General features: G+C 69.6%; 18 protein-coding genes. 5 read left to right on the plus strand and 13 right to left on the minus strand.

Annotation, left to right across the window (positions count from 1 at the left end; translation table 11 throughout):
• Positions 1 to 126: 126 nt before the first annotated feature.
• The 8 genes from AUL34_RS10530 to AUL34_RS10565 are packed head-to-tail and all read right to left on the minus strand — an operon-like array spanning position 127 to position 8,339.
• On the minus strand, positions 127 to 1,506 hold the full coding sequence (locus AUL34_RS10530; protein ID WP_082653297.1) for an FAD-binding oxidoreductase: 1,380 nt from the start codon (positions 1,504 to 1,506) through the stop codon (positions 127 to 129).
• On the minus strand, positions 1,503 to 2,285 hold the full coding sequence (locus tag AUL34_RS10535) for a nitrilase-related carbon-nitrogen hydrolase (protein WP_061933676.1): 783 nt from the start codon (positions 2,283 to 2,285) through the stop codon (positions 1,503 to 1,505). The genes AUL34_RS10530 and AUL34_RS10535 overlap by 4 nt, the downstream gene beginning before the upstream one ends.
• Positions 2,285 to 3,067 carry an ABC transporter permease gene (locus AUL34_RS10540; RefSeq protein ID WP_061933677.1) on the minus strand — a complete coding sequence of 261 codons (783 nt, stop codon included), beginning with the start codon at positions 3,065 to 3,067 and terminating at the stop codon, positions 2,285 to 2,287. The genes AUL34_RS10535 and AUL34_RS10540 overlap by 1 nt, the downstream gene beginning before the upstream one ends.
• Entirely contained in the window at positions 3,064 to 3,924 is an 861-nt protein-coding gene (locus AUL34_RS10545; RefSeq protein ID WP_061933678.1) for an ABC transporter permease, read from the minus strand. Before AUL34_RS10545 ends, AUL34_RS10540 begins: the two co-directional genes overlap by 4 nt.
• On the minus strand, positions 3,921 to 4,958 hold the full coding sequence (locus tag AUL34_RS10550; RefSeq protein WP_061933679.1) for an ABC transporter ATP-binding protein: 1,038 nt from the start codon (positions 4,956 to 4,958) through the stop codon (positions 3,921 to 3,923). The genes AUL34_RS10545 and AUL34_RS10550 overlap by 4 nt, the downstream gene beginning before the upstream one ends.
• 42 nt (positions 4,959 to 5,000) lie before the next feature.
• Entirely contained in the window at positions 5,001 to 6,086 is a 1,086-nt protein-coding gene (locus AUL34_RS10555) for a PotD/PotF family extracellular solute-binding protein (protein WP_156420878.1), read from the minus strand.
• Between the two features lie 22 nt (positions 6,087 to 6,108).
• The gene (gene speB / locus AUL34_RS10560; protein WP_061933680.1) at positions 6,109 to 7,161 is read right to left on the minus strand and encodes an agmatinase; all 1,053 of its coding nucleotides are present in this window, start codon (positions 7,159 to 7,161) and stop codon (positions 6,109 to 6,111) included.
• Positions 7,158 to 8,339, minus strand: a complete 1,182-nt coding sequence (locus AUL34_RS10565; protein WP_061933681.1) for an aminotransferase — start codon at positions 8,337 to 8,339, stop codon at positions 7,158 to 7,160. The genes speB and AUL34_RS10565 overlap by 4 nt, the downstream gene beginning before the upstream one ends.
• 132 nt (positions 8,340 to 8,471) lie before the next feature.
• Here AUL34_RS10565 and AUL34_RS10570 point away from each other — a divergent pair, with 132 nt between their 5' ends.
• Complete coding sequence (locus tag AUL34_RS10570; protein ID WP_244492521.1) at positions 8,472 to 9,401, plus strand: LysR family transcriptional regulator; 930 nt, start codon at positions 8,472 to 8,474, stop codon at positions 9,399 to 9,401.
• Between the two features lie 37 nt (positions 9,402 to 9,438).
• Here AUL34_RS10570 and AUL34_RS10575 read toward each other — a convergent pair whose 3' ends face one another.
• The 5 genes from AUL34_RS10575 to AUL34_RS10595 form a co-directional block, all read right to left on the minus strand.
• Positions 9,439 to 10,359 (minus strand): AraC family transcriptional regulator, encoded by a 921-nt coding sequence (locus tag AUL34_RS10575; RefSeq protein ID WP_192845730.1) that lies wholly within the window; start codon positions 10,357 to 10,359, stop codon positions 9,439 to 9,441.
• Positions 10,360 to 10,619: 260 nt separating this feature from the next.
• Positions 10,620 to 11,423 (minus strand): ATP-binding cassette domain-containing protein, encoded by an 804-nt coding sequence (locus tag AUL34_RS10580; RefSeq protein WP_061933684.1) that lies wholly within the window; start codon positions 11,421 to 11,423, stop codon positions 10,620 to 10,622.
• Positions 11,423 to 13,423, minus strand: coding sequence for a Fe(3+)-hydroxamate ABC transporter permease FhuB (fhuB, locus tag AUL34_RS10585; protein ID WP_244492522.1), 2,001 nt, complete (start codon positions 13,421 to 13,423; stop codon positions 11,423 to 11,425). Before fhuB ends, AUL34_RS10580 begins: the two co-directional genes overlap by 1 nt.
• The gene (locus AUL34_RS10590) at positions 13,420 to 14,304 is read right to left on the minus strand and encodes an ABC transporter substrate-binding protein (protein WP_061933685.1); all 885 of its coding nucleotides are present in this window, start codon (positions 14,302 to 14,304) and stop codon (positions 13,420 to 13,422) included. The genes fhuB and AUL34_RS10590 overlap by 4 nt, the downstream gene beginning before the upstream one ends.
• A gap of 84 nt (positions 14,305 to 14,388) precedes the next feature.
• The gene (locus AUL34_RS10595) at positions 14,389 to 15,549 is read right to left on the minus strand and encodes a YihY/virulence factor BrkB family protein (RefSeq protein ID WP_061933686.1); all 1,161 of its coding nucleotides are present in this window, start codon (positions 15,547 to 15,549) and stop codon (positions 14,389 to 14,391) included.
• Positions 15,550 to 15,739: 190 nt separating this feature from the next.
• Here AUL34_RS10595 and AUL34_RS10600 point away from each other — a divergent pair, with 190 nt between their 5' ends.
• The 4 genes from AUL34_RS10600 to AUL34_RS10615 all read left to right on the plus strand — a co-directional run bounded on the left by AUL34_RS10600 (position 15,740) and on the right by AUL34_RS10615 (position 19,181).
• A complete protein-coding gene (locus tag AUL34_RS10600; RefSeq protein WP_061933687.1) occupies positions 15,740 to 16,909 on the plus strand; it encodes a zinc-dependent alcohol dehydrogenase in 1,170 nt (389 codons plus the stop codon).
• 265 nt (positions 16,910 to 17,174) lie between these two features.
• The gene (locus AUL34_RS10605) at positions 17,175 to 17,621 is read left to right on the plus strand and encodes a helix-turn-helix transcriptional regulator (RefSeq protein WP_082653299.1); all 447 of its coding nucleotides are present in this window, start codon (positions 17,175 to 17,177) and stop codon (positions 17,619 to 17,621) included.
• 77 nt (positions 17,622 to 17,698) lie between these two features.
• A complete protein-coding gene (locus AUL34_RS10610) occupies positions 17,699 to 18,088 on the plus strand; it encodes a YbaN family protein (protein ID WP_244492523.1) in 390 nt (129 codons plus the stop codon).
• Positions 18,089 to 18,230: 142 nt separating this feature from the next.
• The gene (locus tag AUL34_RS10615) at positions 18,231 to 19,181 is read left to right on the plus strand and encodes a substrate-binding domain-containing protein (RefSeq protein WP_061933689.1); all 951 of its coding nucleotides are present in this window, start codon (positions 18,231 to 18,233) and stop codon (positions 19,179 to 19,181) included.
• The last annotated feature ends 12 nt before the right edge of the window (positions 19,182 to 19,193 follow it).

Genomic DNA, 19,193 nt, shown 5'->3' on the forward strand with positions numbered 1-19,193 from the left:
CCGGCACCGCCATGCCCTGGTGATCGACGACCATCACGCGACCTGGCCGACGGGCACGGCGGGCGGGTGACCGACCGAATCGGCCGTCGCGTCGCATGGCCTCACGCCGGAGCGGTCGTGGCCGGATCAGATGACCTTGCCGGGGTTGAGCGTGCCGCGCGGGTCGAGCGCGGCCTTCAGACGGCGCATGGTGGCGATCTCGGCGGGCTCGCGCGAATGATGGAGATAGTCGCGCTTCAGAAGGCCGATGCCGTGTTCGGCCGAGATCGATCCGCGATAGCGAGCGACGAGGCCGTAGACGAGCGCCTTGAGCGCGCCGCGCCGCTCGGTCGTCGGCAGGCCGGTCGTCAGGTGCAGGTTGCCGTCGCCGAGATGCCCGAGGACGTGAAGCGCGATGACATCGGGAATCTCGCGCCGCAGGGCGGCATCCAGCTCGCCCACGAACGCGTCCATGCGCGCGAGCGGCAGCGAGATGTCGAAATCGATCAGCACCGGGAACAGCGCCTGTTCGGCCTCGAAATCCTCGCGGATCCTCCAGAACTCGTCTCGCTGGCGCGAGGACTGCGCGATCACGGCATCGCCGACGTCGCCCGCTTCGAGAGCCGCGCCGACGAGGGCCTCGAACAGCGCGCCGTCGCCGTCCGGCTCGAAGCCCTCCGCCTCGCACAGGGCATAAAGCGCGGCTCCCGGCGGAAGGGGGCGCCGCGCCCCGAATAGCGTCGCGGCGTTCAGTTCGAAGAACGCAGGCCACATGATCTCGAAGCTCGACAGGGTGCCATGCAGGCCGCGCCGCAGGCGTCCAAGCGTTCGCGTCACGCAATCGAAGTCCGGAAAGGCGAGGAGCGCCGTGTTCACCGTGACGGGCGCGGGATGCAGCTTCAGGACGGCGCGGGTGATGATCCCGAGCGTGCCCTCCGATCCGATGAAAAGCTGCTTGAGGTCGTAGCCCGTGTTGTCCTTGGCGTAGGGGCTGAGATGCCGCAGCACCGTCCCGTCGGCAAGCACGCATTCGAGCCCGAGCACCTGATCGCGCGCCACGCCGTAGCGCATGGCCTGGAAGCCGCCGGCATTGGTCGCGAGCGCGCCGCCGAGCGTCGCGCTGCCGCGCGCGCCGAAGTCGAGGCCGAAGCGCAGGCCCCTGTCCGCGCAGCGCTCCTGCAGCGTCTGAACGACCGCCCCGGCACCTGCCTCGATCGTCAGCGCGCCCTCGTCGGGCACGCCGATCGCATTCAGCCGCTCGAGCGACAGGAGAAGGCTCGTCTCGTCGGCGCGCGTTCCCTGGTTCAGGTTGGTGCGCCCGCCCTCGGCCACGACCGCGATGCCGCGATCGTCGCAAAGGGCGAGCACCGCCGAAACCTCCGCGGTGGAGCCTGGCTTGACCAGCGCGAGCGCGATCGTCGGGTCGTCGGTCCAGAAGTCCAGCGGACGCGTCCGCAGCGTTTCGCCAGGCACCAGGTGCCGCTCGCCGACGATGGCGACGAGCTCGGAAAGGATGCCGCTCGTCACGAGGCGTTCGCGCGCATGCGGGCGAGTTCGCCGAGATAGTCGTTGGCCGCGCGGACATCCGCGAAGGCCGACGGATCGAGATCGGCGACCAGCATCTCGGCAACGCTCTCGCCGGCCTGCGCCAGCGCCCGGCCGTCCGGTGCCGCGATCACCGAAAGTCCGCCGTAGCGGAAGGCATCATCGCAACCGCACCAGTCGGCATAGGACACGAACAGGCCGTTCTCGAAAGCGCGCGTCGGCACGAGGTGACGGGCGATGAAGCTGGCCCCCTCGCTTTCGGGCAGCGCCGTCGGCACCAGCACGAGGTCTGCGCCGGCCAGCGCCAGCTCCCGCACGGTCTCGGGAAACTCGACGTCGAAGCAGACGAGGAGCCCGACGTTGAGACCCGCGATCTCCACGAGCGGCGAGGCGGCATCGCCCGGCGAGAAGGCCGCCCGCTCGTAGTCGCCGTAGAGGAAGCGCTTGGCATAGGTCGCGGGCGCATGCCCCGGACGCAGCACCACCGCGGCGTTGCGCACGGCGCCGTCCTGCAGGACGGGTAGTCCGAGCGCCAGCGCGACGCCGGTCTCGGCGACGAGATCGGCCAGTTGCGCCAGAAGCTCGGGCGCCTTTGCGGCGGTCTCGCGCAAGGCCTCGACGCCTGCGCCGTAGCCGGGCAGCGCGAGTTCGGGCAGGTGAGCGAGGTCGGCTCCCGCGTCACGGGCTTTGCGAAGCAGCGATCCGATGCGATCGAGGCGGGGCGCCTCGCCGGCGTCGAGCTGGAAGAGCGCAAGGCGCATCAGCGTCGTTCCCAGGCGCCCAGCAGCTTCGGCAGGTCCCCGAACCAAGCGACGAGGCCGAAGACCAGCGCGGCCGTCGCCACGAAGAGCACCGAGATCGAGGCCATGACCGGCGTGTAGCCGTAGCGCAGGGCGTTGAAGATCTTGATCGGCACCGTCTCCATCGTGAAGCCGACCGTCATGTAGGTGATGATGTATTCGTTCAGCGACAGGACGAAGGCGAAGGCGAAGCCGGACACGAGATAGGGCCGGATCATCGGCAGGACGATCGTGCGGCGCACGGATCGCTCGTCGGCGCCCATCGTGCGGGCCGCCTCCACGATTTCGCGGTCGATCGCCGAGAAGCCGAGCGTCAGCGTGACGAGCGGCAGGCTGGTGAAGAAGATCGCATGGCTGACGACCACGGTGAAGGACGAGCCGTAGAAACCAACCGTCGACCAGAAGGCGAGGGCGCCGAGCGCGGTGATGACCGGCGGCAGCACGAAGGGCGAGACGCCGAGCAGCTGTACCACGCGCCCGGCGACGCTCGTGCGCCGCCACAGGGCATAGGCGATCGGCAGGGCGATGAGGACGGCGAGCGCGGCCGCCAGCGCCGCGATGGCGACGGAGGTGAGGAGCGCGGCGCGCCAGTCGGCATCGGTGAAGATCGCCCCGTACCAGCGGAGCGACAGGCCCTTCGGCGGAAAGACGAGGCTCTGCTGCGCGTTGAGCGAGACGCCCGCGATGATAGCGACGGGTGCGGCCAGGAACAGGCCGACCATGGCGAAGAACACGCGGCTCATGCCGCGCTCCCGGCGCGGCGGGCGCCGAACAGGGCGGTGAGCGAGACGAGGAGGATGCTCGCCAGCACCAGGAAGACGGCCATGGCCGCCGCGAACGGCATGTTGGACTGGTAGATCGCCTGGTCGGTGATGAGGACCGACAGTGTCCAGTGCTGCGGCCGGCCGAGAAGCTGCGGCAGGAGATAGGAGCCGAGCGCGAAGACGAAGACCACGACGAAGGTCGCCGCCAGCGCCCCGCGCAGCGCCGGAAGGATCACGGTCAGGAAGGCACGGCTCGGCGAGGCACCGAGCGTTTCGGCCGCCTCGCCGAGCGAGGGGTCGAGCCGCGAGAAGGACGGGTAAAGCACGAGGACGCAGTAGGGCAGGGCCTGATAGGTCATGCCGAGGAGGACGGCCGCGAAGCTCGGCGTGAAGGCGGTCGGCGCCGCCATCAGCCCGAGGGCGACGAGAAGGTTGGAGACGCCGGCCGTGCGCGAGAGCAGCGTCGACCAGGAAAAGCCGATGATGACCTCGGACAGCGACAGGATGGCGAGAAGCGCGACGAGCCACGGCACCTGGGCGCGGCGCGGCAGGCGCGACAGGAGATAGGTGAAGGGCGCGCCCACCACGAGGCAGATCAGGGCGACGAGCGCCGAGAGCCCGAGCGAGAAGAGAAGGATCTCGCCGAAGAAGAGCGACAGGAACCGCGCATAGTTGGCCGATGTCAGGATCGGCTCGTAGAAGCCGCCCTGGACGCGCTGGAAGAACGAGACGGCGATCATCAGCCCGAAGGGGACGACGAAGAAGGCGCCGAGCATCAGCGCAGGAAAGACGAGCGCGCCCTGACCGTTTCCGCCGCGCGAGCCGACCGCGCTCATGCCGCCTCGGCGGGAAACACGGCGGCGGCTCCCGGCTTCACGCCGAGCGCCACGCGCGCGCCGACGCCTGCCACGGAGGCGCCGGCCTCGCGATGGGCGATGATCCGGGTCTCGCCCGCGCGCAGATAGACCTCGACGCCCGACCCCATGTCGCGCACGAACTCGACCTCGGCCGAGATCGGGCCCTCGCCCTCGGGCAGGAGGAGGACGTCCTCGGGGCGGATCGACAGGAGGGCCTGCGGCGAGGGAAGGGCGATGCCGGGTAGGAGCGCGCCGGTATGCAGCCGCGCGCCGTCCGCGTCCCGGGTCACCTCCAGGAGGTTGGTCTGGCCGAGGAAGTCGGCGACGAACGGGGTCGCGGGCCGGCGATACACGTCGATCGGGCGATCCATCTGCAGGACGCGGCCCCCTCGCATCACCACGACCTGGTCGGCCATGGTCATCGCCTCGCGCTGGTCGTGGGTCACCACCACCGTGGTGATGCCGAGGCGCTGCTGGAGGAGGCGCAGTTCCACCTGCATGGCTTCGCGCAGCTTGGCGTCGAGGGCGGACAGGGGTTCGTCCAGAAGGAAGAGGCGCGGGGCGACGGCGAGCGCGCGGGCGATCGCCACGCGCTGCCGCTGGCCCCCCGACAGCTGGGTGATGGCGCGCGCCTCGACGCCGGGCAGACGCACGAGGTCCAGAAGCTCGCGCACCCGGGCCTCGATCGTGCCGCGACTCTCGCCCCGCAGCCGCAGGGGATAGGCGATGTTGTCGCCGACGGTGAGGTGCGGGAACAGCGCCAGCGACTGGAACACCATGCCGAAGTTCCGCTTGTGAACCGGAACGCTTGTGATCGTCTCCGCGCCGAAGCGGATGTCGCCGCTGGTCGGCGCCTCGAGCCCGGCGATCATGCGCATCAGTGTGGTCTTGCCGCAGCCCGACGGCCCGAGAAGGCACACGAACGTGCCTTCCGGGATCGTGAGGTCGACGGCGTCCACGGCCGTGGTCGCGCCGTAGCGCTTAGTGACGCCGTCGAGCGCGAGCGCGGTCATGGGCGGGGAACTCCTGCGGGTCGGATCGGGGGCCGGGGTCGTTCAGCCGACGATCAGCTCGGTCCACTTCTGGTTCAGCCAGTCGGCCTTCGAGACGTAGAGGTCGTAGCGCGGCACGATCGGCGCGGCGGTCGAGGACACGGCGGCGAACTCGGCATCCGTGAGGTCGAGGAGCTGGCGCCCGATCACCGGCGCCGTGCCGACCTTGCGCGCCAGCAGCGACTGCGTTTCCGGTTGCGTCATGTAGTCGATGAACTCGTGCGCGAGATCGAGCTTTTGGGAAGCCTTGCTGACGGCCCAGCAGCCGGAATCCGAGATGCCGCCCTCCTTCGGGAAGGTCGAGCGCACCGGCGCGCCCTTCGAGGCGGCCAGGCCCGTCACGTCGTGGTAGTACTGGCCCATCGGGATCTCGCCGGACTTCAGCGCCGCCTCGAACTGCGCCTCGTCGCGGTACCAGAGCTGCACGTTGGGCTTCAGCTCGGCCAGCTTGTCCATGACCTTGAGGATGCCCTCCTCGGTGTCGAGGATTCCCGTTCCGCCGAAATAGGTCGTGGCCGTGACTTCGAGAAGAAACGAGTTGGAGACCAGCGCGAGGAGGCCGAGCTTGCCCTCGTTCGCCGGATCCCAGAAGGCGCCCCAGGAATCGGGCGCCGTCGGATAGGCTTCCGTGTTGGTGACGAGGTTGATGTACCAGGCGACGGCACCCACGCCCGCCACCCGCTCGTCGGGATACTTCACGAGGAAGGGCGGCAGGATGTCGGCCGCGTGCTTGATGCGCGCGAGGTCGAGCGGCGCCCAGAGCTCGGTCGTCAGGCCCTTGCGCATGGCGACCTGGCTGAGCATCGACACGTCGGCCGGGGCGACGCCTGCGCGCGCGGCCTGCTCGAGCTGCACAAGCCAGGCTTCGCCGGTTGGCTCGGCGATGCCTTCCACGGTGATGCCCGACGCCTTGGTGAAGGCCGGGAAGACGTTCTCGTCGAAGGAATCCTTGAAGTAGCCGCCGTAGACGCCGACCTTGAGGGAGCGGTCCTGCGCGCGCAGGATGCCCGGCATGGCGAGGGTGGCGGCGCCCGTGGCGGCGCCGAGAAGCACCGAGCGGCGGGTCGGATGGGCGATGGAAGTCGTCATGTCGCGGATCTCCGTTCGGGTGTCAGGGCTTATTGTTGGCACGATCGGGCGAGAAGGGCACGAGGCTCAGGATCTCGAACAGCATCTGCGCGCCGGCATGGGCGGTGTTGGTGGTGGCGTCGTATTGCGGGGCGACCTCTACGACGTCGCCGCCGACGATGCGGATGCCGGCGAGACCCCGCAGAAGGGCCTGCGCCTCGCGCGTCGTCAGGCCGCCGATCTCGGGCGTTCCGGTGCCGGGCGCGAAGGCCGGATCGAGGCTGTCGATGTCGAAGGACAGATACACCGGCGCGTCACCCACCACGGACTTCGCCATCTCGACGATGCGGGCGATGCCGAGATCGGGCATCTCCTCGGCGTGGATCACGGTCATGCCGGACTCGGTGGAGAATTCCCAGAGATAGTCCGACGAGCCGCGGATACCGATCTGGATGGTGCGCGTGGGGTCGAGCACCCCGTCCAGCACCGCCTGGCGGAAGGGCCCGCCATGGTGGAACTTGCAGCCTTCGTAGGGGCCGCTCGTGTCGCAATGGGCATCGATATGGATCATCGCCAGCGGGCGTTCGCGCCCCAGCGCGCGCAGGATCGGATGCGAGATCGAGTGGTCGCCGCCGACCGAGAGCGGCACCACGCCGGCGCTCGCGATCGTGGCGATCGTCGCTTCGATGTCCTCGTGGGAACTCGCGAGGTCGAAGCGCGAGCGGAACGGCACGTCGCCGATGTCGGCGACCGACAGGTCCATCGTCGGCATGGTCTTCAGGACGTGGTTGTAGGGGCCGACGCGCTCGATCGTGCGCAGCGCACGCGGGCCGAAGCGGCAGCCGTTGCGATTGGTGACGCCGAGATCCATCGGAACGCCGAGAAGCGCGACGTCGAGGCCGGTGAGATCCGGCGCCGACCAGTCCATCGGCCGATACGGCACGTCGAGAAGCGTCGGCACCCCGGCGAAGGGGGCGACGCGCGTGCCCTTGGCGTTGAAGAGGCGCGACGCGACGCGGGCGAAGCCCTCGTCGTAGATCATCCGCTCGTTTTCGCCGCCGAAGCGGGCGCGCAGGGTTTCGAGGTCTTGGCTCATGCGGGCGTGTCCAGTGTGTCGGGGACGAGGGCGAGGCGGCGGGCGATCTCGGCGATCGTCGGCACGTCCACATTGGCGAAGGCGATGCGCAGGAAGCGCTCCTGCCCTGGCCCGAAGAAGGCGCCGGGAAGCGTCACGAGACCGAAGGCGCGGGCGAGATGCGCGGCGACCTCGACCGACGGCGTGTCGCCGAACGGGTGCTCGACATAGGCGAAATAGGCGCCGATCTGCCGGATGCGCCAGCCGGGCAGGGCGGCGAAGGCATCGCGAAACGCCTCCGCTCGCCCCGCGATCTCGGCGGCGCTTGCCCGGCGGAAGTCGCCGAGCGACGTGATCGCCCAGGGCAGCGCGGCCTGCGCTGGGCGCGGCGCGCAGATCTGGATGCAGTCGACCACCTTCTCGATGTCGGCCATCAGGGCGGACCCAGCGATCAGCGCGCCGACGCGGTGGCCGGGGATCGCATAGGTCTTGGAGAAGGAATAGAGGGCGACGAGATGGTCGTCGCATTCCGGTCGCTCGAACAGGGCGTGCGGGCGCGCGCCCTCGGCCATGAAGTCGCGATAGGTCTCGTCCAGCACCAGCGCGACGCCGCACCGCGCGCACAGTGCCAGGATCTCGCCGAGCAGCGCCTCGGGATAGACGGCACCCGTCGGGTTGTTCGGCGAGACGAGCACCACCGCGCGTGTCCGAGCGTCGATCAGCCGCTCCAGCGCGCCGAGATCGGGCAGGAAGCCGGCGGCGGGATCAAGCGGCAGGGCACGCGCCTCGATCCCCAGCATGTCCAGCGTCATCTGGTGATTGAAGTACCAGGGCGTCGGCAGGATCACGGCATCGCCAGCCCCCGCCAGCGCCACCATCGCAGCGAAGAACGCCTGGTTGCAGCCGCTGGTGATCGCGACGCGATCCGCGGCGACGTCGGCGCCGTAGCGCTCCGAGACATGCGCGGCATAGGCCGCACGAAGGTCCGGGTCGCCGAGGATGTCGCCGTAGCGCGCGCTCGCCGGTTCCCCGGCGGCGCGGGTCAGGCGTTCGGCGAGTTCGGGCGGCGGCGGGCGGTTCGGGACGGCCTGGCTGCAATCCACCAGCGGTCCGTGCCGTCCGTCGTAGACGGCGGCCCAGCGACCGGCCTGCGCGATCGGCGGCACCGAGACCCGGCCGAGACGCGTTTCCCCGCTCATCGGGTGGCTCGGTCCAGCGGGAGGTAGGCGCAAACCGTATGCATTGAGAATGATCACATCTGGCGAATGGCGTGTTGTTGACCATACGAGCGGGGTCGACGGCGGCACCATAGGGTTCTATCAAGGTTCACCTTGACATCCCTCCATGTGAAGTCGGTTCCGATGCGTGTCTCGGGAAGTGATCTGCGGCTGCTTCAGGTTTTCGACTCGGTGGTGCGCGGCGGCGGCTATGCCGGTGCGGAAGCCGAGCTCAACATCGGCCAGTCCACGATCAGCAACCATATGACGGCGCTGGAAGAGCGCATCGGCTTCACGCTCTGTCAGCGCGGACGCGGCGGTTTCCGGCTGACGGAACGGGGCCAGGCGGTGCACGAGGCGTCGCGCCGGCTCGGACAGGCGCTCGGCGATTTCGCCGCCGACGTGGCCGCCTTGAAGGGCGAGTTGCGGGGCGAGTTGCGCGTCGCGATCCTCGATTGCGTCGCCAGCGACCCCGCCAACCGCATCACCGAGGTCATCGCCGCCTTCGGCCGCGTCGCTCCGGACGTGCGCCTCGTGCTGGTGCAGGAACGACCGCAGGACATCCAGCCGAAGATCGTGGAAGGGCTCTACCATTGCGGCATCGGGAGCCATCGCTCGCGCGTCGAAGGCATCGACTACAAGCCGCTCTACGAAGAAAGCCATGGCCTCTACTGCGGGGTGGACCATCCGTTCTTCGCGCGGCCGGACGCCGCCCTGACCGACGAGGTGCTGGCGGATGCGCCCTATGTCCATCGCGGCTACTGGCGCGAGGAGGACGGGATGCGCCGCATCCGCTGGCGCATCGAGGCGACGGTGCAGCAGATCGAGCCGGAACTCCTGCTGATCCGCTCCGGACGGTTCATCGGCTTCCTGCCCCACCACGCCGCCGAACACGACGTCGCCACCGGGCGCATGCGCCGCATCCGGCCGGACGACGTCGGCTATGTCTGCCTGTTCGAGCTCTACACGCCGCGAGCCCGGCGCGGGAGCGATGTCCTCACGGCGTTTCTGGCCAGCATGGACGCCGTCGCGTCCCCGCGGTGACCCGGTTGTGCCAGGAACCCGAACAGAAGCGGCCGGTTCAGGGGGCCCGGCGGCTCGTCTGCGAGGGGAGGCAGCCGTAGCGCTCGCGGTAGCGCCGCGAGAACTCGCCCATGTGAAGGAAGCCCCAGCGATAGGCGATCTGGGAGACGGCGAGCCGGCCGTCATTGGCCATCAGTTCGGCGTGGACGCATTCCAGGCGCCGTTCCAGGATGTAGCCGAGCGGCGTGCGTCCCGTATGCGCCCGGAAGGCGGACTGGAGCGTGCGCACGCTGACGCCGGCCGCCGCCGCGACGTGTCCCACCGTCAGGGGCTCGGCCAGATGCGCCTCGACGTAGTCGATGCCGCGCGATGCGGCGCGAGCGGTGCCGTCCGGGGTTTGGGGCTGCCTGCGCGGCCAGACCGACAGGATCTGGTTCAGGAGGAGATCGAGAAGCAGCGGAGCGGCCAGATTCTCCGCCGCTGTTCCCATATGGTCGCCGATCTGCCCGATCGTGTGCACCAGAGCCTTGAGCGGCAGCCCGTCGAGCCTCACCGTCGGCTGGAAGCGGACGAGGGGTGCGCCTTCGCACTCCAGCGTCTCGGAGCGGCTGACGAGATCCTGCGTGCGGACGGCGCAGGCCAGAACCCGCGCACCCGGTGCGAAGCGGGTCGCCAGCAACTCCACCGCCGGCAGGATGATGGCGCTGCCCGCGGGCGTCTCGTAATCCTTCCCGGGCGTTCGGCTGACGAGGCTGCAGCTCAGCGGCACGCGGATCGTGTAGACATCCGGAACATGCTCCGGAACGCTCTCGAAACCGGTCGCCGAGGTGACGTTCCAGATCGCCAGCTCCGGCGTCAGCACGCCATGAAGATCGAGCCTGGGCGCGTCCCGCCCGAGCGGACGGAAGACATGGGGGAGGTCGCCCTGGGTGGTCAGGGAATCGAGATCGTCCCGCGTCGCGACATGATGATGGAGCATGCGCCGGGGCATCGTCCAACGACCAGGATCGGGGTGCGCCGCGAGCATGGTCCGCCGCGAGCCGTCCATCTGTTCCGGGGGCGCTGCAGCGCGACTCACGACCTCACCCGCAAAAGTTCGACGGACGCCTCAAGCCATCGAAGCAAAGTGGGGCGGAATGAGGATGGCCCCGATGGCCGGTGAACATAGCGCGTCATTTAAACGCACTCGATATAAATTGGCAAATGCCCCGCGTGCCGCGCAGACGGGCATGCTTTCCGTCACAAGGGAATGGCCACCGGTTCGGGCCTGCCGGGATGGTCGAGGATGGCCATCGGCACGCCGTAGATCCGCTCCAGGGCCGCGGCGGTGACGACCTCGTCGGGGCGCCCGCGCGCGACCAGCCGTCCGCCCTTGAGAGCAACGATCTCGTCGCAGAAGCGGGCCGCCATGTTGATGTCGTGCAGGACCACGACGACCCCGACGCCGCGCGAGCGGCTCAAGGCGCGCACTAGACCGAGGACCTCGATCTGGTGCGCGACGTCGAGCGCCGAGATCGGCTCGTCCAGAAGCAGGCAGCCGGCATCCTGGGCCACCAGCATAGCAAGCCAGGCGCGCTGGCGCTCGCCGCCCGAGAGCGCGTCGACCGGCCGATCGGCGAGGGGGAGCGTGCCGGTCGCCGCAAGCGCGTCCTCGACATGGGCGCGGTCGCCCGCGGAGAAGCGACCGAACGGCCCATGCCAAGGATAGCGGCCGAGGGCGGCGAGGTCGCGCACGAGAAGGCCAGGCGCCGGCGGCGTCATCTGCGGGAGATAGGCGACGTGGCGGGCGAAGTCGCGCTCGCCCCAGGCGGCGAGGTCGCGGCCGCCGAAACTCACTCGCCCGGCCGACGGTCGCTCCTGCCGGGCGAGGAGCTTCACCAGCGTCGACTTGCCCGACCCGTTGTGGCCTACGAGCCCCACCACGCGGCCGCTTGCCAGGTCGAGATCGAGAGGATGGAGGAGCACGCGGCCGGGAACCGCAAAGGACACCGCCTCCAGTGCGAAGGCGAGGGCGGGCCGGGGCGGAGGCGAGACGAGGGTCATCAGGCGTATCTCCGGCGGGCGAGGAGCAGCATCAGGCAGGGCGCGCCGAGAAGGGCGGCCACGATGCCGGTCGGAAGGGTCCAGGGAAAGGCCACCGTGCGGCCGAGCCAGTCGGCCAGAACCAGGAGTGCGAAGCCCGAGAGCGCGCTGACGAAGAGGGCCGGCAGCGGTCGGTGAACCCCGAGAAGGCGCGCGAGATGCGGCGCCATCAGTCCGACGAAGGTGAGGGGGCCGGCGATCGGGGTCGCTGCGGCGGTGAGAACGGCGGCAAGCGCGAAGAGTGCGAGCCGCGTGCGGGCGAGCGGCACGCCCAAAGCGCGCGACACGGGAGCGCCGAGCGGCAGGACGGCGAGCGGCCGGGCGGCCAGCGCCGCGAGGCCGACGAGCACCGCGGCGGCAAGGCTCGCTGCGAGCGCGCTCGCGGCGGTGATGCCGTTGGTGGAGCCGGCCATCCAGCCGAGCAGCATGAGCGCGCGCGGGTCGCCGCTCGCCGACAGGAGGCCGACCACCGCATCGAGCAGCGCGTTGAGCGCGATGCCCGCGAGGAGCACGCGTTCCGGCTGGAACCCGGACCGGCGGCCGAACGACAGAACCGCGGCGACCACCGCGAGGCTGCCGACGACGGCGGCCACGCCGAGCACCACGGAACCGGGAGCCGGGAGCAGGAACAGCACCATGGCGGCGGCGAAGGCCGCGCCCGCTCCGACGCCCAACACTTCCGGGCTCGCCATTTCGTTGCCGGTCAGGCGCTGGAGGAGCAGACCGGCGGTCCCCAGCATCGCGCCCGCCGCGCCCGCGCCCAGCATGCGGGGCCAGCGCAGGGGCAGGAGATCGGCGAAGAGGGCGGGCGACAGGATGCCCCACCGTTCCGTGATCGGATCCGGGCCGACGAGAAGGGCAGCGAGCGCCAGCGCCGCCAGCGCCACCGCGAGAAGAAGGAGCCGCCCGCCGGCCCGCACCGGAGATCGCCCCTTGTGCCGCATGCCGGCCTCGGCCGGGATCGGGGCGCGATCGGCCGCCGCCAGGCGCGGCAGAAGCAGAAGAAGCAGCGGGGCGCCGAAGATCGCCGTCACCGCGCCGGTCGGCAGGAACACGCCGGTCGAACCCGGCACCGCCTGGAGCGCGGCGTCGGTGAGGAGCAGGAGCGCCGCGCCGAGCCCGACCGACAGCGCAAGCCGGGTGCCGAAGCCTCGCGCGCCGGACAGGCGCGCCAGAAGCGGCGCGACAAGGCCGATGAAGCCGATCACGCCGACCGCGCTGACGGTGAACGCGGAGATCGCGACGCCGAGCGCCACGGCCAGTCCCCGCAGGCGGCCGGGATCGAGCCCGCGCGCACGCGCGTTGGCGTCGTCGAGGTCGAGAAGCCCGAGCGGGCGCACCAGGAGGAGGGCCGGCGGCACGAGGAGGCCGAGGCGCAGGAGGAGGGAGAGGAACGGCTCCCAGCTCTGCTGGGATAGCGACCCAGCGCCCCATATGAAGAGGCTGGCGAGGTAGCGGTCGTTGAGAAGCGTCAGAAGAGCGGAGAGCGCGCCGGCATAAAGACCCACCACCAGTCCGGCGAGGATCAGCGAGACGGCGGCGAAATGGCGCCGGCGCACGAGCGCGAAGACGAGAAGCGTGGACAGCCCGCAGCCGGCCAGCGTGACGAGGTCGCGGCCCCAGCCGAAAAGGGCCGGCGCGGCCAGCGTGGCGAGCGCGAGCGCCAGGCGTCCGCCCGCTTCGACGCCGAGCGTCGTCGGCGACGCCAGCGGATTGCGAAGGGCCTGCTGCATGAAGGCGCCGGACGCCGCCAGCGCGCCGCCGCACAGGACCGCCATGGCGAGGCGAGGCAGGGTCGAATGCAGGAGCACCATGCGCCCGACGTCGTAGCCAGCGTCCGACGCGCTCCAGAGCGCGGCGAGCGGGCCGGACACGACGAGCGCCGCAAGCGCCAGGGCCGGCAGGCCGAGGGCGGCCAGAAGCCAGGCGCCGCGCGGGCGCGGAAGGGCGGCGGCGCTCACGCGGGCTGGTCCGTCAGGGCTTCGGTGACGAGGCGGGCGAAGCGCCGGGCGGAGGACAGGGCGCCGAAGGTCAGGACGGGGGCTAGGCGCGTGACGCGGCCGGCCTTGACGAAGGGCAGTTCGGTCCAGAGCGGGCTGCGGTCCAGCGTCGGCCAGGTGTCGGCCGGAGCGGGATCGATCGACAAAAGGGTGGCCTCGCCATAGGAGGCGAGATCCTCGATCCCCACCGTATTGAAGCCCCAGACGTTGACCGCCTCGGGGTAAGCGTTGCGAAGGCCGAGCCCTTCCAGCGTGTCGCCGAACAGGCTGGCCCGGCCGAAGACCCGGGCGTGGCGCGTGTCCATGAAGGCGACGATCAGGAGCGGGGGCAGGTTTGGCCTGAGGCGGCGGGAGAGCGCCGCGATCTCGGCGTCCACGTCGGCGATCGCCTGCTCGGCCCGCCCGGAGAGGCCGAGGAGCTCGCCGATCGCGGTCGTTACCTCGCGGGCCCGTGGCAGCGGATCGGTGCCCGATCCGTAGATCGTCAGGCGCTCCACCGGCGCGATGCGCGCGGCGGCGGGTTCGGCGAGCGACGTGTACTCGGTGGACAGGATGAGATCCGGCTTCAGCGCCGCCAACCGCTCCAGACTGGGTTCCTGGGAGGCGCCGAGGTCCATGACGCCGGGCGGCAACGGCGGCTCGCCGGTCCATTTCGGCCAGTCGGCCGCCGACATGACGGCCACCGGTTCGACGCCGAGAAGCAGGAGGAGTTCGGCAAGCGCATAGTCGAAGACCGCTATGCGTTTCGGGAAGCCGGGAGTGGCGGATACGCCTCCCGGCAGGCACGCAGCGCCCAGCAATGTCGTGAGAAAGGCCCGGCGGTGGAGGGAGGAATGGGGCATCGGCCGGTTATGTGGAGAAAAACAATCACCTTTCCCCTAGCCTCCCCGGTCCAGCGGGGCAAGACCCCTCCGGTCCCCCCTGGATCAGCCCTGCGCTTCGCCGAGCGTATCCGCCATCTTCGCGCCGCGCCGACCCATCGGCTGGGCAGGGTGCGTCGTCGAATCGCGCGACGTCTGATGCTCGAGCTCCGCGTCGATCTCGGCCCCGACCAGCACCACCATGGTCGACACCCAGATCCAGGTCATGAAGCCGATCGCAGCGCCGAGCGAGCCGTAGGTCTCGTCGTAGTTGCCGAAGTTCTGCGCGTACCACGAGAAGGCAATGGAGAAGATCACCCAGAGCACGGCCGCAATGCCGGCGCCCGGCGTGATCCAGCGCCAGCGCGCGCGCGCGCGGCTCGGCCCGTAGCGGTAGACGATGGAGAGGCCCCCCACGACCACGACCAGCAGCAGCGGCCAGCGAAGCAGCAGGAGCCAGGGCTCCACCCCGCCAAGACGCAGGAAATCCAGGACGATCGGCAGAAGCACCACGCCCGCCAGCGCGACGATCAGGAACACGATGGCGCAGAGCGTGAAGAACAGCGACACCAGCGTCAGCCGGACGAAGCCGCGCTTTTCCTCTTCCTCGTAGACGATGTTGAGGGCGTCGAAGAGCGTCTTCATGCCGGCATTGGCGCTCCACAGCGCCAGTCCCAGACCGAACACGAGGCCGAAGCCGAGCTTGGTTTCCCCCTTGGAGGCGACACGCGCCATCTGCTCGGAGATGATGTCCATGGCCCCGCCCGGCAGGAAGCTCGACAGGACGCGCATCTGGTCGCCGAAGTTCGAGGCGTCGGTGAAGAGGCCGTAGATCGACACCATGGCGGTGATCGCGGGGAACAGCGCGAGCAGGACGTAGAAGGTGACACCGGCCGCGACCAGCATCAGCCGGTCGGCGGAGAACTCCTGAACCGTACGCCAAAGCACGTCCTTCCACCCCCGGGCCGGGATCTGGCCGGGATGATCGGCCGCACGCCCCCGTCCCGCCTCGTGGGCGGCAGAGGGATGGGCGTGCGAGGCGCCTTCCGAGCGAAAGCCGCTGTCGGCCAGTTCGCCCGCGTCGTCGCGGCGCTGTGTCGTATCAGCGGAGGAGCGCCTGCGGGCGAGGGCGCCCAGCGCTCCGAGGAGGCCGAGCGACGCCAGGCCGACCACGATCTGGCCGGCTCCACGACGTTGGCGGTTTCGGCGACGGTCGGCAAAATCCATGGCAGGTCCCCTCGAAAACAACAGTTCTCCCCGCGGGCAAACGTCCGGTCCCCTCGATCCGATCCATCGCCATGCCGCAACTGCCGGGAGCCACCTAAGGTTATGCGCCTAAGCGAAGTGTGGGTCGCGCGGGCGGAACGGAGCCCGCAGCGGCTGCCTTCCCTTCCGTGAGACATCAAGGAGGCGATCGATGAAAGCCCTGACCTGGCACGGCAAGAGCGACATCCGCTGCGAAAGCGTTCCCGACCCGAAGATCGAGGACGCAGGCGACGTCGTCATCAAGGTGACGGCCTGCGCGATCTGCGGCTCGGACCTGCATATCTACGACGGCGTCATTCCCGGCATGGAATCGGGCGACATCCTCGGCCACGAAACCATGGGCGAAGTGGTGGAGACCGGCTCGGGCGTCTCCAAGCTCAAGGTCGGCGACCGCGTGGTGGTGCCCTTCACCATTTCCTGCGGCGAGTGCTTCTTCTGCAAGCGCGGCTTCTTCTCGGGCTGCGAGCGCTCCAACCCCAACAAGGAACTGGCCGCGAAGGCCTGGGGCCATTCGCCCGCCGGCCTGTTCGGCTATTCCCACCTCCTCGGCGGCTTCGCCGGCGGTCAGGCGGAGTACCTGCGCGTGCCCTATGCCGACGTCGGTCCGATCAAGGTGCCCTCGCACCTCACCGACGAGCAGGTCCTCTTCCTCTCGGACATCTTCCCCACCGGCTACATGGCCGCCGACTTCTGCGACATCCAGCCGGGCGACACGATCGCGGTCTGGGGCTGCGGCCCGGTCGGCCAGATGGCCATCAAGAGCGCCTTCATGCTGGGCGCCGAACGGGTGATCGCGATCGACACGGTCCCCGAGCGCAAGGCGATCGCCGCCCAGAGCGGGGCGATCGTGCTCGATTTCATGGACGAGGACATCTTCGAGCGCATCCAGGAGCTGACGAACGGCCGGGGCGTCGACGCCTCGATCGATGCGGTCGGCTCGGAGGCACACGGGACGGGCTCGTTCGATTCGGTGATCGACCGCGTGAAGCAGGCGACCTTCATGGGCACCGATCGTCCCCATGTCCTGCGCCAGGCGATCCACTGCACGCGCAACTTCGGCACGGTGTCGATCGTCGGCGTCTACGGCGGCTTCCTCGACAAGATCCCGATGGGTTCGGCCATCAACCGGGGCCTCACATTCCGCATGGCCCAGACGCCGGTGCAGCGCTACCTGCCGATCCTGCTCCAGCGCATCGAGGAGGGGCAGATCGATCCGTCCTTCATCATCACCCACCGGGCGAGCCTGGAAGAGGGGCCGGAACTCTACAAGACCTTCCGCGACAAGCAGGACGGATGCGTCAAGGTGGTGCTGAAGCCCTGAGGCGGGGCGGGGACCGGAGCGGGCGGCCGAGGGCCGCTCGCCGCCCGGGCCGCTTCCGCTCGACGGAGACACCGACCGCGGACACCCAGCCGATCGGGACGGGCGAGCAACCGCGAAACATCCGCGATCCCGGAACGAAGGCCAGTTAATCGCATTAAGATGTTTTGAACGCGATCGAAATCGTATATCGGAGTCGGCGAGGCTCGATATTCGCTTGTCGACCATCAAAACCCTGTAGGGCGCCGGCCGGACATGCACGTACGGAATGGATCCGGCGGCAGGTGCTGGACCGCGTCTCGTGTGTGAAGAGTTTCCGGTGACGAACAAAGACCCTGTCGATGCCCATATTGGAAACCGTCTGCGAGCTGCCCGGGAGCTCCGCCGAATGACGCTGGGTCAGGTCGGCCGAAGTGTCGGCTTGACCTATCAGCAGATCCGGAAATACGAGAGCGGCGAGAACCGGTTGAGCGCTAGCCGGCTCTACGGCCTTTCGCTCGTCCTCAAGATCGAACCTTCGTTCTTCTTCCAGGGGCTGGGCGAAGGCGGCGAGGCACGAACGACGGGCGCGTCGGGAGATCCCGCGCTCGTCGCCGCGCTGAACCGGATCGGCAATCCGGACATCCGTCATCATCTGAAGGGGCTCATCGAGGTGCTGGACAGCGATTTCGCCAACGCGTCCGCCCCTTCCCTTCCGTCCGGATCCCGATCCTGACGGAAGGGAAGGGAGCCGACGCACAAGAACGCCTTCGGGGGAGCCCACGGGCGGGATCGACTGACGGCCCAAAGGGCGTGGAGCCCGCCGGAAAGCTCGCCGGCGGCCGCCTGCGTCGGTTCGCCTTCCACATGCTGGCCTTGGTGGCCTTTGTGCTGGCGCTTGCCGGCGTGGTGTTGCCGGGACTTCCCGCAACGCCGTTCCTGCTCCTGGCAGCCTGGGCGGCAGCGCGTGGATCGCCGGAACTGAGCCGCCGCATCGAGACCCATCCGCGGCTCGGTCCGCTCCTGCGCAACTGGCGGGATCGGCGCGTCGTGCCGACGCGCGCCAAGATCCTGGCCGTCCTGTCCATGGCGCTGAGCTTCCTCCTTCTGGTTCGCTCCGACGCTCCGGCGCCCTTGCTGGTGGGGGTCGTCATCATTTTGGTCGGGGTGGCGTCCTTTCTTCTCACCCGACCGTCGCGCTGAAGCGCAAAGGCGTAGCGCTGGCACCTTTAACGTTCAATGCGCCCCTCTTGCGCGGCCAACGCCGCGTGATACCGTGATCCCATTCCCCGGACCGACCCGACGCAGAGCGGGAGGCCGGCGGTGCAAACGGGAGGGTTCCATCATGAACAGGCGTTCGTTCCTGTTGTCGTCGGCTGCGGTGGGCGTGGTCGCCCTTTCCGCCGGAAGAAGCTGGGCGCAAGCCGCTCCGCTGACCATCCTCGGCTCCGTGCCGAGCCTCAGCTTTCCGTTCTTCGTTCACATGCTGAACCAGATCAAGGCGCAGGCGCAGGAGATCGGCGGCACCACGCTGATCGAGAGCGACGGCCAGAACTCGGCGCCCAAGCAGACCGGCGACGTCGAGGCCGCCGTGGTCCAGAAGGTGGACGCCATCGTCATCTCGCCGCTCGACGTCAACTCGCTCGCGCCCGCCGTCGAGCAGGCGGTGCAGGCCGGCATCCCGGTGGTCACGATCGACCGGCGCGTCGACGGCGTGGACGGCATCCTCGCCCATGTCGGCGCCGACAACGCCAAGGGCGGCGAGGCCCAGGCCAACGCCATCATCGCCGCGAGGCCCGACGGCGCCAAGATCTTCCACCTCCAGGGACAGCCGGGCGCCGGCCCCGCGATCGACCGCAACAAGGGCGTCCATGCCGTCCTCGACGGCAAGGACAAGTACGAGATCGTCTTCGAGCAGACCGCCAACTTCGCGCGGGCCGAGGCGCTTTCGGTGACGGAAGCGGGCCTCACCGCCCACGGCAAGCCGGACGTCATCGTCTGCGCCAACGACGACATGGCGCTCGGCGCGATGGAGGCCTGCGAGGCCGCCGGGCACACCGACGTCCTGATCTACGGTTTCGACGCCCTTCCGGAAGCGCTGGCGGCCGTGCGCGACGGCAAGCTCGCGGGCACCGTGGAGCAGTTCCCGGGCGAGCAGTCGCGCACCGCGGTGCGCATCGCGGTGGACTTCGCCCGCAACGGCACCAAGCCCGCGCAATCCCAGGTTCTCCTGACGCCGATCGTGATCGGCAAGGACAACCTCGACAAGTCCGAACGCCTGAGCGAGGCCGGCTGAGGACAGGCTTCC

The organism is Aureimonas sp. AU22 (genome assembly GCF_001463745.1).
GTDB lineage: Bacteria > Pseudomonadota > Alphaproteobacteria > Rhizobiales > Rhizobiaceae > Aureimonas.